Origin of the sequence: Delftia sp. Cs1-4 (assembly GCF_000214395.1) — a bacterium.
Taxonomy (GTDB): domain Bacteria; phylum Pseudomonadota; class Gammaproteobacteria; order Burkholderiales; family Burkholderiaceae_C; genus Comamonas; species Comamonas acidovorans.
Map to the genome: position 1 here is coordinate 4,650,597 of NC_015563.1, position 15,618 is coordinate 4,666,214.

Below are 15,618 nucleotides of genomic sequence, written 5' to 3' on the forward strand. Positions count from 1 at the left end.
CGGGATTGGGAGCGGCAGGAAACGCACCGCCTCTTGGCCACAGTGCGGCTTGCAGACGGCGGGTAACTCAGCCCTGCAGCTCCAGCACCGCCATCCGGTCATACAGCGTGGCCCGCGAGATGCCCAGCTGGCGCGCCGTGGCCAGTTTGTTGCCGCTGTTGGCGGCCAGGGTGGCGGTGATGGCCTTGCGCTCCAGTTCGGCCACCTGCTGGGCCAGGGGGCGCAGCAGGTCGGTGTCGGCGGGGCTGTTGTGGGCAGGGGACGGGGCGGGTGCAGTCTCGGGGCCGGGCGCGGGTGCGGCGGGTTCCACGCCGGATGAGCGCAGCACTTCGCGCAGTTGCTCTGCGTTGATGGCGGTGTCTTCGCTGCGCATGGCGGCCTGCTCCAGCACGTTGCGCAGCTCGCGGATGTTGCCGCGCCAGGTCTGGCCGGCCAGCAGGGCCAGGGCGTCGGGCAGGAGTTCGGGCGGGGGCATGTCGTTGCGCAGGGCCAGTTCTTCGGAGAGGACTTCCACCAGGGCCGGGATGTCCCGCCTGCGTTCGCGCAGCGGCGGCACGCGGATGGGCAGCACGTGCAGGCGGTAGAAGAGGTCTTCCCTGAAGCGGCCATCGCGCACCATCTGCGGCAGGTCGCGCGAGGTGGCAGCGACCACGCGCACGTCAAAGCGCACGAGCTGGTTGGAGCCCAGCGGTTCGATCTCGCCCTCCTGCAGCGCGCGCAGCAGCTTGGCCTGCAGGTTCAGGGGCATGTCGCCGATTTCGTCGAGGAACAGCGTGCCGCCGTCGGCCAGCCTGAACTTGCCGTCGCGCGGCTTGCGGTCTGCGCCGGTGTAGGCGCCGGGGGCAACGCCGAAGAATTCGGCCTCCAGCAAGGCGTCCGGCACGGCGGCGATGTTGACGGTGACGAAGGGGCCGCCGGTGCGGGCCGATGCCGCGTGGATGGCATGGGCCAGCAGTTCCTTGCCGGTGCCGGTTTCGCCCAGCAGCAGCACGGGGCTGAGCGACTGGGCCGCGCGGCGCGCCTGGCGCTTGACCTCCACGGCCGCCGGGCTGCTGCCGACAAAGCTGGCAAAGCTGTACTTGGCGCGGCGCTCGCCCTGCACGGACACGCGCAGGCTGCGGTTGCGCTGGGCGGCCAGCTCGCGCCGGGCCTCGTCCAGGTCGCGCTGCAGAACGGCGAACTTGCTGATGAGGGGCTGCAGCGTGGTCTCCGGCTGGTCGAAGAGCACGATGCCGATGGCACCGATGACCGCGCCCGCATCGTCCTTGAGCGGGATGCGGCTGACCACGAAGGTGCCGGCGCGGTTGGTGAGCAGGTCGATGAGTACGGGCTCGCCGGTTTCCAGCACGCGGCGCATGCGGGTGTTGGGGATGACGTCCTCGACCATGTGGCCCAGGAAGTCGTCCACCGAGGCCACGCCCAGGTCGGGCAGAAAGCGCTGGTAGCCCTCGTTGACCCAGACGATGCGCCCTGCCCTGTCGGCCAGGAACATGCCCTGGCTCATGGTGGAGAACAGCTGGAACATGGAGCGCGCTGCCAGCGCGAGGATGCCGTCGGCATCGAGCGGCAGGGGCTGGACCAGGGTGGGTGTGGGCGGCATGGATGGCATCCTAGCGGAGTCGCCTTGGGTCCCCTTGAGATCCCTTTTTGCAGCCTGCGGGTCTGCCGCGCTCAGCCCTGCGCGATGGCGACCTGGGCGCAGATGGCGCGGCACATCTGCGCCGCCTGCGCGTTGGCGATGAAGTAGTAGATGCTGACGCCTTCGCGACGCCGGCCCAGCACGCCGGCCTGGTACAGCGTGTTCAGGTGCTGGGACATGTTGGGCTGCGTGGTAGTGATGTCGGCGAGCAGTTCGGTCACGTTCTTCTCGCCATGGCACAACACGCTGATGATCTTCAGGCGCACGGGCGCCGCCATGGCACGGAACAGCTCCGCAGCGCTCTCGAACACGCTGTCGTCGCTCAGGTCCATGCTGTCATTGCGGCTGTCCATAGGCGTCTGTCATCCTGGTAATGGAGGGTGGGCGGTTGGCGGGCCGGCATGCTCGCCGCCCCATCGGGCTAGTTTATAGCCCGCAGGGCGGCAGCGCAGGCTCGGCCCGGCTCGGGTTCGGCTTGATCTACGGCAAGGCGCCGCGTCATCGCTCAGAAATCAACCGTGGCCGACAGCATGAAAGTGCGCGGTGCGCCCAGACCCAGGCTGGTCCACAGCGGCGTGGCCCAGTAGGCCTTGTTGGCCACGTTGGTGATGCTGCCGCGCAGCGTGAGCGGGTGGCCGGCCGCCGTGGTCACATAGCGCGCGCCAACGTCGAACACGGTGCGGCCGGGAACGGACAGCGAGTTGTCGGCATTGATGTACTGCCTGGATGCCGTGGTGGCATTGGCCGTCAGCGTCAGGCCCTGCAGGGCAGGCACATCCCACTCCACGCCCAGCTTGCCCTGCAGCCTGGGCACGCCCGCTGCCAGCTTGCCCTGATTCACGCCGCCGGCCGTGCGGGTGAGCTTGGGCTGTACGTAGGCAATGCCGCCCATCAGGCGCACGCCCGTGGCCACGTTGCCGAAGAAGCCCCATTCCACGCCCCGGTTGCGTTGCTCGCCGCCGAAGGAGAAGACGTTGGAGACAGGATCGGTGTAGCCGTTGGGGCGCTGGATCTCGTAGAGGCTGAAGGTGTGGGCGAAGTCGCCCAGGTCCAGCTTCAGGCCCAGCTCCTTTTGCCTGGATTTGTAGGGAGCAAACACTTCGCCCGCGTTGGCCGCCGTCATGGGTGCGGTGGCGCCCTGGCTCAGGCCTTCGATGTAGTTGGCGTAGACCGAGACACGCTCGCTGGCCTTCACCAGCAGCGCGGCGGCGGGCGTGGTGGCGCCCTGGTCATAGCGCGAGGTGCGCGCGCCCGTGGCCACGTTGAAGGTGTCGCTGAGCACCTGCTGGCGGCGCAGGCCCAGGGTGAGCTGCACGCGGTCCTGCGCAAAAGACAGGGTGTCGGCCACGCCGATGCTGGTCAGCCGCAGTTCGGTGCGAGAGATCGGTGGCGCATTGAAGCTGGTGGCCGGGCCCCAGATGGGGTTGTAGATGTTGGTGATCCAGTCCTGGGCCAGCACGTTGCGGCGGCCGAACTGCTTGTCGGTATGCGTGTAGTAGGTGGCGTTGAGCGCCCACTGGTGGCCCACGCCGGCCGTGTTGAACTTGCCCTTGAGGCCGGCCTCGGCCGACTTCTTGTCCATCTCGAAGCCCAGGTCGGCCAGGTTGGTGCGGTAGTCGCCGGCTGTGTTGAAGACCTGGATCAGGTAGGCCCCCGTGGAACGGTACCGGGTCTTGCTGGTGCCCACGGCGGCATAGGCCGTGACGCGGTCGCCCAGGTCGAGTTCGCCGCGCACCATGGCGCCCTTGTCCTTGGTGTCGTAGAAGGCCCAGCTGGGATTGAGCAGGGTGTCGGCCTTGGGCGGCCTGGGCACGGGCAGGCCTGCGGCCAGGTTGATGCCGCGGTTCAGGCCGTCGGTGCGGTCATCGCTGCTGTACAGGTCGGCCGACAGGCGGGCACGGTCGCCGCGCCAGTCCAGGCCCAGCGAAGCCAGCCGGGTTTCCTTTTCCTGGTGGTTCACGGCGCCGTCGCCGTCGCGCAGCACGCCGTTGAAGCGGATGCCGAACTGCTTGCGCTCGCCAAAGCGGCGGCCCAGGTCGATGTGGGCGCCTAGTTGCGCATCGGACATGAAGGAGGTGGTCAGCCGCGTCAGCGGCTCATCACCCGCGCGCTTGGGCACGAGGTTGACCGTGCCGCCTACCGAGCCGCCGGGCGGCATGCCGTTGAGCAGGGCCGATGGGCCCTTGAGCACGTCCACGCGCTCGAACATTTCTGGCGATGCGCGGTAGAACGGCGCCACGCCGAACAACCCGCCAAAGGTCACATCGCCAATGCTGGAGCTGAAGCCGCGAATGGAATAGTTCTCGCTGATGATGCCGGTCATGCCCGTGCTGAACACGGTGGGGTCGGCGGCGGAGATCACGTCGGTGATGTCGCGGGCCTGGCGGTCGGCGATGAATTTCTCGGTGTAGCTGATGGTGTTGAAGGGCGTCTCCATGAAGTCCTTGTCGCCCAGCAGGCCCATGCGGCCGCCTGTGGATACCTGGCCGCCGGCATAGGCTTCCGGCGCCTGCTGAGCCTGTGCGCGCACGGTGACGGCGGGCAGGAGCACGCCGCCCTCCACGGGCGCTGCGGCGTTGCGGTCACGGCCCAGGGTATAGCTGCCGTTGGCCTCGCGCAGCGCGCGCAGGCCCTGGCCGCGCAGCAGCTCGGCAAAGCCTTCGGCCACGCTGTAGCTGCCCGACAGGCCTGCACTGATGCGGCCTTGCAGCAGGCTGGAATCGACCGTCAGCTCCACGCCGGCCGCTGCGGCAAAGGCGTTGAGCGCCTGGCCCAGCGGGCCGGCGGGGATGCTGAAGGCGCGGGGGGCCTCGCCGGGTGCCGCCCCGGAAGCTGCTCCAGATGCGGCCCCCTGGGCAGCCGCCTGCGCCAGCGCGGACGGCATGGCCACGGCCAGGCCGCCCAGTGCCAGGCCCGCCATGCAGAGCATGTGCACGGCGATGGCCGTGTGCCTGGAGGCAAAGGCCGGGTGCGGCAGGGCGCGCGATGCGCCGTTCTGCGCGGGGCGGGATGGATGGCGTAGTGCCATGCGGGACTCCTTTCGATTCGGGTAGGCGTTGGGTGTTTCACCTTGTCTTCCGAACGAGAAAGCCAAACCCTCAATCGAGAATGCGATCAATTTGCAACCGCAGTTGCCACCGATGCTGTGCCCGCTGCCGGCGCATCGCCGTAGCCCTTGAGCACGTCATCGACCATGAGCTTCACCGAGGTCACGCTGGCCGCCGTGACGTACCAGGCCTCGGAATCGACGAAGACCACGCGGTTGTTCTTCCAGGCGCTGGTCTGGCGCAGCAGCGGGTTGTCCATGCCGGCAGCATCCATGCCCGGGCGGCGCTGCATGATGGCCGTGCGGTCGATCACGTAGAGGATGTCCGGGTTGGCCTGCTGTATGAATTCGCTGGAGATGGGCTGGCCGTGCAGGTCGGCCTCGGCCGCCGTGCTGGCGGGCTTGACGCCCAGCGCGTTGAAGACAAAGCCGTAGCGCGACTGCGGCCCGAAGGAGCTGAAGGCGCCGTTGTTGTGCATGACGATGAGGGCCGTCTCCGCACGGCCTTCAGTGGCGCGCCGGGCCTGGGCGACCTTGTTGTCCATCTCGGCCGCCTTGGCGCGCGCCAGGTCCTCCTTGCCGAAGATGCGGCCCAGGGTGAGCAGGTGATCGCGCACGGTGTCCAGGTGCCGGGTGCCGCTGTTCCTGAAGTCCACGTCGAAATGCACCGTGGGCGCAAAGCCCGAAAGCTCCTGGTAGGCGCTGGCCTGGATGGGCGAGATCAGCACCAGGTCGGGCTTGAGCGCGTGCACGCGCTCCAGGTTGGGCTGGACGATGGAGCCCAGGTCCTGCACGTTGGCATCGTCCTTGTACCGGGCCAGGAAGTGGGGTACGAAGTCCTTGGGCATGCCGGCAATGGGCACGCCGAGCTGGTCGAGGAAGTCGGCCTCGTTCATGTCCAGCGCCGCCACGCGCTGCGGAAGGTGCTCCACCACCGTGGTGCCCAGCTGGTGCTGCACGGTGACGGGCTTGAACTCGCCGGCCGCCGCCTGGGGCGCTGCGGCCTGTGCCGACGGGTTGGCGGGCCGGTCGCAGGCCGACAGGGCCAGGGCAGCGGCCAGGGCCAACATGGAAGCGTGATGGGGAATGCGGAACAGACGGGTCACTGGCTTTCTCTCCTGAAAAATGGGATGCATTGCGTTGGGTGTTTTTGGGAGGCCGGGGGCCGGCTCAGGCCCGGCCGCGCCCGCGCACCATGAGCGCGAGGAAGTAGCTGCCGCACACCAGGTTGACGAGGATGCCCACCGAGGTCCGGTAGTTGAAGACATGCTCCACCGCCAGCTGTGCCGCGATGAAGATGGACACGGCCACGGCGCAGCCCAGCGGCAGCGTGACGCGGTGGCGCGCCGTGCCCGCCAGCGCGTAGCTGATGTGGGCCACGAAGATGCCCATGAAGGCCGTGGGCCCCAGCAGGCTGGTGGACACCGCCACCAGCGCGGCAATCAGCGCCAGCTGCAGGCGCAGCTGGCGCTGGTAGTGCACGCCCAGCGAGATGGCCTGCTCGCGGCCCAGGGCCAGCACATCCAGCACGGGCAGGCTGCGCCGCACGATCACGCAGGCCAAGGCCACGATCAGCGCCGACCACAGCAGCTGCGCGGGCCGCGCGCGGTTGAACGATGTGTAGCTGTAGCCCTGCAGCACAGAGAACTCTCCGGGGCTGATGCGCAGCTGCACGAACTGCGTGAAGGTGCCTATCACCATGCCCAGCACCAGGCCCAGCAGCAGCAGGAAGTACACGCTGTCCCGGCCCCCGCCCAGCAGCCAGCGGTGCAGGGCCCAGGAGTAGCCCAGCATGCAGGCCACCGACAGCCAGAAGTTGCCGCCGGGGCCCAGCACCACCAGGCTTTGCACGCCCATGGCCAGCACCAGCAGCGCCTGCAGCAGCAGGTAGACCGCCTCGTAACCCATGATGGCGGGGGTGAGGATGCGGTTGCCCGCAAGCGTCTGGAAGACGATGGACGACAGCGCAATGCAGATGCCGCCGATGACGATGGCCGACAGCCGCGTCAGCCGCCGTGCAATGACATAGCCGAAGTCCAGGCCCGAGCCCAGCAGCACGAAGCAGGCCGCCAGCGCGGCCACCACTATGGCAGCCGCAATCCATGCGGTTGTGCGAGGCAAGGCCTTGCGCATCACGGCCTCCTGCGAAGGATGAGCACGAGGAACAGCACGCCGCCCACGCTACCCGCCGTCAGGCCGATCGGCACCTCGAAGGGGTGCATGATCAGCCGGCCCACGATGTCGCAGGCCAGCAGCAGCGAGGCGCCGCTGAGCGCGACGATGGGCAGGGTGCGGCCCAGGTTCTCGCCGCAGCGCATGGCCACCAGGTTGGGAATGACCAGGCCCACGAAGGGAATGGCGCCCACGGTGATGACCGTGGCCGAGACGGTGACCGCCACCAGCACCAGGCCCAGTGTGGCCAGCGCCGGATAGCTCAGGCCCAGGCTGGTGGCCATGCCCTCGCCCATGCCCAGCACGGTGAAGCGGTGCGCAAACGCATAGGTGAGCGCCACGATGGGCACGATGAGATAGATGATTTCGTAGTGCCCCTGCACGATGCGCGAGAAGTCGCCCAGCAGCCAGCCCTGCATGCTTTGCAGCAGGTTGTGGCGAAAGGCATGGAACTCGGCGATGGCGCTGAGCACGCTGCCGTACATCAGGCCCACCACGGGCACCAGCACCAGGTTGCGCAGGCGCATGCGGCGGATGATGGCCACGTACAGCAGGCTGGCGCCCAGACAGAACACCAGCGCGAACACCATGCGCCAGGCCACGCCCCACGCGCCCGAGGTGAAGGCCGAGGCGGGCGCCACCGTCAGCGACACCAGAATGCCCAGCTTGGCCGCATCCAGCCCGCCGCAGGTAGCAGGCTCCACAAAGCGGTTCTGCACGATCTGCTGCAGCACCACGCCGCACACCGACAGCCCCACCCCCGTGAGCACCAGCGCTGCCAGGCGCGGCAGCCGGCTGGCCGTGAGGGTGAGCCAGGCATCGCCCGACAGCGACAGCAGCTGCCCCCAGTCCACCTGCCGCGCGCCGATGAGCACGGACGCGCAGCACAGCGCGGCAAAGGGCAGCAGCCACGGCGCCAGGCGCGGGACCTGCGTCCCTGTCTTTGGCTTCGCAGGCTCGCTCAACGGAGGTCCTCGCCCATGCCCGTGTCCGTTCCCGCGCGCGTTCCCGCAATGCGCCAGCCCTTGGCGGCGCGCCGCCGCGCAAGAAAACGCGCGTACAGACCCTGCGCCTGCGCCAGCTGCTGCGGCGTGCCCTGCTCGCTCACGCGGCCCTGGTCCAGCACGATGATCTGGTCGGCCATGGCCACGGTGGACAGCTGGTGGGCAATCACGATCAGCGTGCGCCGGCCGCGCAGCCGCGCCAGCGCCTGGGCGATGGCGGCCTGGTTCTCGGCATCCAGCGCGGCCGTGGCCTCGTCGATCAGCAAAATGGGCGCATCCTTGATGAGCGCACGCGCAATGGCGATGCGCTGGCGCTCGCCGCCCGACAGGCGCGCCCCGCCCTCGCCCACGGGCGTGTCCAGACCCTGCGGCAGGCGCCCGATGATTTCGGCCACGCCGGCTTGGCGCGCGGCCTCCATCACCTCGGCATCGCTGGCCTGCGGGCGGCCCATGCGGATGTTGTCGGCAATGGAGCCCTGAAAAAGGTAGCTGTCCTGAAAGATCTGGCTGATCTGCCCGGCCAGCCGCTCGCCCGCAATCTGGCGCACATCCATGCCGCCCACCAGCACGCTGCCCTGCGCCACATCGAAAAAGCGCGCGATCAGCCGCAGCACGGACGATTTGCCAGAGCCCGAGGCGCCCACCAGCGCCGTCATCGAGCCCGGCTCCACGCGCAGGCTCAGGCCGCGCAGCACCTCGGGCTGGCCCGGCCCGTAGCGGAACACCACATCGCGCAGCTCCACCGAGGCATCGCGCGGCGCTTGGGGTATGGCGGGCTCGGGCAGCGGCTGGACCGCGAGGATGTCGCGCACGGCATCGAGCTGCACGCGCGCGGCGCGCAGCGAGTCGGCGTAGCCGGCTACCTCCAGCAGCGGATCGACATGGCGGCAGGCCAGCAGCAGGGCCACGATCACGGGGATGGCGGCTTCCATTCCCATGCCCATGCCCTGTGCTGCAACGCCGCCCAGGCGCTCGTCCAGCCACAGCGCGCCGGCCACCAGCAAGGCCGCAAACACGGCCTGCACGGCCCAGCCATTGAGCACGCCCGACAGCGCCACCAGGCGGATGGACTGCGCGCCCGATGCGCGCTGCCGGCCCAGGGCCTGCTCCAGCCAGCGCGTGCCGCCGCCTTCGCCATTGAAGGCGCGCAGCACGGACTGCGCCTGGGCAAACTCCACCATGCGCTGGCTGGCGCCGGCCATGCTGCGCTGCAGGCGCTCGTCGGCACGGCGGCCCAGGTGCGCGGTGACCAGCAGCACGCCTGCCAGCAGCGGCAGCGCCAGCAGTGCAATCAGGCCCATGCGCCAGTCCATGGCAAACAGCGCGGCCACCACGGCAACGGGCGCCACGGCGCCGCTGAACACGGGCGTGAACACATGGGCCGGCAGTTGGGCCACTTCCATCATTCCCTGCGAAACGACGTGGTTGAGTCGGGCCGTGTTCTCGGGGGTGAACCATCCCACGGGCAGGCGGGCCACATGGTCACCAAGCCGGTGGCGCGCCACGCGCAGCACGGCCGCGCCCAGGCCCAGGCCGGCCTTTTCCACCTGGCGCTGCCAGGCCCAGCACAACACCACGCCCGCCAGCAGCACGGCCAGCCAGGCCGCGGCGCCGCGCGTATCGCCTGCCAGCAGGCGCGACAGCACGGGCACAAGAGCGGTGACGACCAGGCCGCTGAGCAGGCCGTGCAGCACGGCCATCCAGGCATAGCGGCGGAAAAGCCGGGCATCGTCGCCCAGCAGTTGCATCAGGGTCTTCAGCATGGCGGCAGCTCCGGGGCCAGGGCGGGGGTGGAAGGCTGGGCTTGCGTGGGCGGTGGTGCATACCCGCCCAGCGCCCACAGCCGTGCGTAGCGTCCGCCCAGCGCCAGCAGCTCGGCATGGCGGCCGCGCTCGCGGATGGCTCCGCCCTCCACCACCAGGATCTGGTCCGCATGCATGACGGTGTCCAGCCGGTGGGCGATGACCAGCAGCGTGCGTCCGGCAGCCAGGCGCGACAGGGCTTCCTGGATGGCGGCCTCGCTCTCGGCATCGGCAGCGGCCGTGGGCTCGTCCAGCACCAGCACGGGCGCATCCAGCAGCACGGCGCGCGCAATGCTCACGCGCTGCTGCTCGCCGCCGGACAACTGGGCGTCTTCGCCGATCACGGAGTCATAGCCGCGCGGCAGCGCCAGGATGCGTTCATGGATGTGGGCGGCGCGCGCCGCCTCTTCCACCTCCTGCGCGCTGGCCGAGGGCCGGCCCAGCGCGATGTTCTCGCGCACGCTGGCGTGCACCAGGCGCACGTCCTGCAGCACAAAGGCCAGGTGGCGGTACAGCTGCCGGGTCTCGATCTGCCGCAGGTCCACCCCGCCCAGCGTGATGCGCCCTTCGTTCGGGTCGAAGAAACGCAGCAACAGCCGGGCGAGCGTGGACTTGCCCGCGCCCGAGGCACCGACCACGGCGGTCACCGTGCCGGGCCTGAGCGTGAAATCCATGCCCTTGAGCACGTCATGCCCCGCCTCGTAGGCATGGCCAACGCCTTCGAAGCGGACTTCGCAGCCTTGGGGCAGCCTGCATTGATCGGCGGCCGGTTGCTCCAGTACGGGCGTGCGCAGCAGCGCCTGCACGCGCTGGGCGGCGCCCGTGGCGTGGTTGAGCGCATGCAGGTTGAAGCTGAGCAGCTGCAGCGGCGCGCTGATGCCCGGCGCCACCAGGGCAAAGGGCAGCACGTCCACGGGTGCCATCCAGCCCAGGGCCGTGAACAGCGTGCCGAAGGCCAGCACCACGCCCAGCACGGCCACGGGCGCGATCAACGCATTGGCATTGGCGCGCGCCGACACCAGCGGGCGCGCAAAGCCGAGGAAGGCGTCGGTAAAGCCATCGACGGCCTCGCGGTAGCTGCCATGGGCGCGCCCGCTGGCACCAAAGGCCTTGACCACGGGAATGCCGTTCACGAACTCCACCACGGCGTTGTTGATGCGCGCCAGCCCCGCGCCAAAGGCCGGCATATGGGCGCCGCTGGCCTGCATGGCATGGCGCATCACCAGAAAGAAAATGCCGAACGGCAGGGCCGAGACCAGAGCCATGCGCCAGTCCATGGCCACCAGGTAGACCGCAGAAGCGGCCACCGTGCCCGCGCCGCGCCCCACGGTGGTGTAGAAGTGCGCAGTCAGTTCGTGCAGGGTGGCCACGTCGTCCTGCATGGCCTGCTTGACCTGGCCCGAGGCCCGCTCGGAAAACCAGCCCAGCGGCACGCGCGCCAGCCGCTGCATGGCCGACAGGCGCAGCCCGTGGGTGAGGCGGTTGTCGGCCAGATGGGCAACCAGCTCGCCCGCCGACACCAGGGCCATGCCCGCGAACAGGCAGACAAGGCACAGCGCGATGACGCGCCAGGCATCGGCCGCCACCATGCCGCCATCGGCCAGCGCCAGCCGCGCGATGTGGGCAATGCCCGCCAGCGGCGCCAGCGCCAGCACGGCGCCCGCAAACGACAGCAGCGCGGCAAGAACAAGCTGCGCGCGGATGGGCTGCAGCGTCTGCGCAATGGGGCCGAGGCCGGCCTGGGGGTCATCGGCATCGGTGGAGTGCATGGGATTTCCTGGAAGGCATGGCGGAACAGAAAACAAGGGCTCTTGCCTGTCTTCCGAACGAGAACGCCAAACCCTCAATCCGCAGGGGCAGGAATTTGAATCAGCCGGTAACGGGTTCCGAGAAACGGGGAAGGCGCCGCGATGAAAGGCGCCTCAGCCCGCCGCCTGCACCATGACCCAATAGCGCGTGCGCGCGACCACCTGCACGGGCAGGCCCAGCGCCAGGTTGTGCAGGGCGCGGTCGGTATCGCGCAGCGAGAACACGCCCGTGACGCGCAGGCCGGCCACCTGCGGGTCGCAGCGCAGCAGGCCCGTGCGGTAGCGCGCCAGCTCGGCCACCAGCTCGCCCAGCGGCATGTTGTCGGCCACCAGCACGCCGCGCGCCCAGGCGGCGGCGCTTTCCTGCGCAGCCACCGGGGGCTGGGCCAGATCGCCGGAGAAGACGGCGCCCTGCCCTGCCTCCACGCGCACCACCTGGCCCGGCGCCCGGGCGGGACGCACTTCCACAGCGCCCTCGAACACGGCCACGCGGGACTGCTCATCTTCCTGGCGCAGCGTGAAGCGCGTGCCCAGGGCCTGCACCGTGCCGTGGCGCGAGCGCACGCGCAGCGGGCGCGGTGTGCTTTGCCGATCAGGCGCGGTGGTCACGAGGATTTCGCCTGCGCGCAGCAGGATCAGGCGTTCGGCCCCGTCAAAGCGCAGGTCGATGGCCGAGGCCGAGGCCAGCACCACCTGCGTGCCATCCGGCAGCGTGATCTCGCGGACCTCGCCACGCGCCGTGCCATGGCTGGCAGCGGCGATTTGCCAGGCATCGGTGCCGCGCACCACATGGGCAATGCCACCGGCCATGGCCATGAAGCCCAACACCTGCATGGCGCGGCGGCGGCCACGGCGTGGCGCCGGCGACGCAGCGGAGGTGTCCGCCAGCGCATGCCGCGCAATGCCGCCGGGCACGCTGCGCAGCTTGTCGTCAAAGGCCTGCAGCCGGCTCCAGGCCAGTTCGTGCCGCGGATGCTCGGCACGCCAGCGGGCGCAGGCGGCGCGGTCTTCGTCGCTGGCGTCATCGGCCCATAGCCGGGCCATCCATTCGGCGGCGCGCTGGACAATGGCCGGCTCCAGCAGCTCGCTGGAGGCCTCGGGCGATGCAGGCGATGCAGGTGATGAGGACATGCGGGCGAACCGTTCAGCACACCGGGCCGTGCAGCGCCTGGTAGCAGGCCAGCAGGCCGGCGGCGATGTATTTCTCCACCGAAGACACGGACACGCCCAGCTCGGCCGCGATGTCGCGGTAGGCCATGCCGTCGAGCTTGCACAGCAGCAAGGCCTTGCGCGCCTTGGGCGGCAGGCCGTTCAACGCGGCATCGATCTCCACCAGCGCCTCCAGCGCCAGGGCACGTGTTTCTTCGGAGGGCGCCATCTGCTCGGGCAGCAGGGCCAGCGCTTCAAGATAGGCCGCCTCCACGCGGCGGCGCCGGTAGAGGTCGATCACCAGGCCGTTGGCGATCTGGGTGAGATGGCGGCGGTGCTCGTCGGCCGGCGGAACACGGCCGGTGCGCAGCAGTTGCAGGTAAACGTCGTGCGCCAGATCGGCCGCATCAAAGGCATTGCCCAGCTTGCGGCGCAGCAGGCCGCGCAACCAGCCGTGGTGATCGGTGTAGAGAATTTCGACTTGTTGCTGAAGCGCAAACTCGGCGGCGGCCACGATACCCCTCCCTGTATCCCAGGGCGCAGGCAGGCCAGGGACGAATGACAAATGAGAACCATTTGCATTTTATAGGGAGACAGCCCCGCCGCCGCCAACGCCACCATCAACGCCACCTCCACCGCGTGCAGGCGCGGCTAGCGCGGCAGCAGGCCCGGCAGTATGGCGTTCAGATCCACCGCATCGGCCATGGCGCGATTGCCTTCGTCGCCAGGATGCAGGCGGTCGCCCGAGTCGAAGCGCGCCGCCATGCGGGAGGGATGGGCGCCATCGCGCAGCACGGCATCGAAGTCGATCACCGCATCGAAGGCGCCGCCCAGGCGTATCCAGGCGTTCACCTGCCGGCGCAGGTCGTCCTTTTCGTCCTGGTAGTAGTCGTCCAGCGGCGTGCCTGGCAATGCGCCCTCGAAGGGCGGCAAGGTGGCGCCGATCACGCGCAGGCCGTGGCTGCGCGCCCTGGCAACCAGCTGGCGATAGCCCTCTGCCATGTCCTGCAGCGTGGGACGCGGCGCCTGCCGCGCAAAGGCCGTGCCGGGCCAGGAAATATCGTTGATGCCCAGCAGCACGATGAGGCTGCGCACACCGGGCTGGGCCAACACATCACGCTCCAGCCGCGCCAGCGCATGCTCGCCCATGCCATCGGACAGCAGGCGCGCGCCAGAGATACCAGCATTGACCACTGCCGCGCCGTGCGGCGCAAGGCGCGCGGCCAGGAAGTCCGGCCAGCGGCTGTCCCGGTCCAGGCTGGCCGTGGCGCCGTCGGTGATGGAGTCGCCCATCACCGCTACCACGGGCGCCGCGGGTGACGCGGGTGACGCGGGGCTGGCCTCAACCTGAATACCCGCCAACAGCGGGCGGGCCGTGCTGCTGATTGCGCCAGGGTCCGAAGTCCGCAGCGCCGCAGCAGAGGACTGATCGCCCGCCACGATCCAGCCGGTCTGACGCCCATCCCAGTGAAAACTTTGCACAGGCGTGGCGCCGGGCACGTACAGGCTCACGGCCACCTGCGACAGCGAGGCCAGCGGCAAGGCCACAGGGTCGCTGACCAGGGATGCGCCTGCGGCAATGGTGGCTTGCGCGCTGCCGCCAAAAGTCACGGCCTGCAGGCTGCCAGCGTCAATGGCGCCCTCCGGCAACGGCTTTGCCACGGTGGTCCTGCCCACGGTCACAGGCTGGCCGCCGTAGGCGTTGGACAGCACGATGCGCAGGCGCGGCCCGCCCAGGCTGATGCGCGCCACTTGGCGCACGGTCTGGTCCTGCAGAACGACGGGCAGGTTGGTGGGAAAGAGGAAGTCCGCCCCCCAGACCGGCTGCGGGCTGGCCTGCCAGGTGGCGGCCCAGTTGGAGGCTTCAGCCGAATCCGCTAGCACCGTCGAATCCGCCATGGCAGGCGTGGAAATCACAAGCGCCAGAAGGGCCGCGCCCGAGGCCGTGGAAAGCGATGGAAAAAGTTGCCGCATGCAAGGAACCCGATGTCTGTCGATGGCGGGATCATGGATTCAAGGGCTGCGCGGGACTAGACGGTCTGCTGGAACACCATCTGTGAATTTAATTCACGATGAGACCTGTGCTGTGCTTTGGTAGCGAGGATGGGGTGCGTATTCAAGCGTTTTTTTGTAGGAGCGATGCAAGGCTGAGGCGGTCTTCTGACGGCAAAAATCACATCCTACAGATTCACCCTCGCCAATTACCTGATGTCCAGTTATTGTATTTCAGGCTTGAAATCGCCATGCTCACAATATTTCTTCGCCATTTCCGAAGTGTATTCAGTCGAATTCAAATTAGTAGCCGTTGTCGCCTTCGTCACATAATAAATTTCTTCACTAGAGCTTACTTTTCCCACCAGATATAGATTTTCACCAAATCCATTCGAAATGTCCTGAAAAGCGCACCACCCTGATTTTAATTTCTCAACGCCCTTTTGAAGCAGCGCCACTCCATTTTTTGATGCTTTCATATTCATCTTTTTCTGAAAATCAATAGATTGAATTTTTTCCAGCTGAAAGAACATATAAAAATGATTAGTTTCCACATCAGCATATATTCTGATATTAAAGGCAGTTTTTGGTAAAAAAACGGGAACCCAAGAGATATATCTTTGCCCATCTTCATCCAATAGATCATAGGAAGAGAAGAAGCTCTCCTTTTCATTCTCGACTGAAGAAATAAGAAAAATAAATCCCAAAAGTGCAACCACAACGAATGATCCGAAAGATACTTTTATTATCTTCTTCATGGGCTTATATATTCAATACTCATAAAACAAGCGCTTATTTCGCAAGACCCAAGAATGAAACTCCAAAAATTCCAGTGGAGCCTCTATTACTTGCAGCCTAACTAATCTACATCCGCCACCAAAATTACCGTGACTATTGGACAATTTGACATGCATAACAGTAGCGCCCCGGCCAAAAAGAGCCATTTATTTTTTGCAACAACAGCTAGTCCAACATCAGCAAAGAAAGATCTGTGCACACCCACTCC

At 67.6% G+C, this 15,618-nt stretch carries 12 protein-coding genes; all 12 read right to left on the bottom strand.

Translation table 11 applies throughout. From position 1 onward, the window contains the following. Positions 1–67 precede the first annotated feature (67 nt). A complete protein-coding gene (locus DELCS14_RS20395; protein ID WP_013803350.1) occupies positions 68–1,600 on the bottom strand; it encodes a sigma-54-dependent Fis family transcriptional regulator in 1,533 nt (510 codons plus the stop codon). Between the two features lie 71 nt (positions 1,601–1,671). Further along, positions 1,672–1,992, bottom strand: coding sequence for a metalloregulator ArsR/SmtB family transcription factor (locus tag DELCS14_RS20400; protein WP_013803351.1), 321 nt, complete (start codon positions 1,990–1,992; stop codon positions 1,672–1,674). A gap of 152 nt (positions 1,993–2,144) precedes the next feature. Beyond that, a complete protein-coding gene (locus DELCS14_RS20405; protein WP_013803352.1) occupies positions 2,145–4,667 on the bottom strand; it encodes a TonB-dependent siderophore receptor in 2,523 nt (840 codons plus the stop codon). 86 nt (positions 4,668–4,753) lie between these two features. After that, positions 4,754–5,791, bottom strand: coding sequence for a siderophore ABC transporter substrate-binding protein (locus tag DELCS14_RS20410; RefSeq protein WP_013803353.1), 1,038 nt, complete (start codon positions 5,789–5,791; stop codon positions 4,754–4,756). A 64-nt stretch (positions 5,792–5,855) separates the two neighbouring features. Beyond that, positions 5,856–6,818, bottom strand: coding sequence for an iron chelate uptake ABC transporter family permease subunit (locus DELCS14_RS20415; RefSeq protein ID WP_013803354.1), 963 nt, complete (start codon positions 6,816–6,818; stop codon positions 5,856–5,858). Next, entirely contained in the window at positions 6,818–7,822 is a 1,005-nt protein-coding gene (locus tag DELCS14_RS20420; RefSeq protein WP_013803355.1) for an iron chelate uptake ABC transporter family permease subunit, read from the bottom strand. The genes DELCS14_RS20415 and DELCS14_RS20420 overlap by 1 nt, the downstream gene beginning before the upstream one ends. Beyond that, positions 7,819–9,624 carry an ABC transporter ATP-binding protein gene (locus DELCS14_RS20425; protein ID WP_013803356.1) on the bottom strand — a complete coding sequence of 602 codons (1,806 nt, stop codon included), beginning with the start codon at positions 9,622–9,624 and terminating at the stop codon, positions 7,819–7,821. The genes DELCS14_RS20420 and DELCS14_RS20425 overlap by 4 nt, the downstream gene beginning before the upstream one ends. Next, positions 9,618–11,432: an ABC transporter ATP-binding protein gene (locus tag DELCS14_RS20430; protein WP_013803357.1), complete on the bottom strand. Its 1,815-nt coding sequence runs from the start codon at positions 11,430–11,432 to the stop codon at positions 9,618–9,620. Before DELCS14_RS20430 ends, DELCS14_RS20425 begins: the two co-directional genes overlap by 7 nt. 153 nt (positions 11,433–11,585) lie before the next feature. Then, complete coding sequence (locus DELCS14_RS20435; protein WP_013803358.1) at positions 11,586–12,602, bottom strand: FecR domain-containing protein; 1,017 nt, start codon at positions 12,600–12,602, stop codon at positions 11,586–11,588. 13 nt (positions 12,603–12,615) lie between these two features. Beyond that, positions 12,616–13,134 carry a sigma-70 family RNA polymerase sigma factor gene (locus tag DELCS14_RS20440; RefSeq protein WP_013803359.1) on the bottom strand — a complete coding sequence of 173 codons (519 nt, stop codon included), beginning with the start codon at positions 13,132–13,134 and terminating at the stop codon, positions 12,616–12,618. Positions 13,135–13,271: 137 nt separating this feature from the next. After that, positions 13,272–14,594, bottom strand: coding sequence for an SGNH/GDSL hydrolase family protein (locus DELCS14_RS20445; protein WP_043796412.1), 1,323 nt, complete (start codon positions 14,592–14,594; stop codon positions 13,272–13,274). 242 nt (positions 14,595–14,836) lie between these two features. Further along, entirely contained in the window at positions 14,837–15,370 is a 534-nt protein-coding gene (locus DELCS14_RS30810; protein ID WP_013803361.1) for a hypothetical protein, read from the bottom strand. Positions 15,371–15,618: the final 248 nt, after the last annotated feature.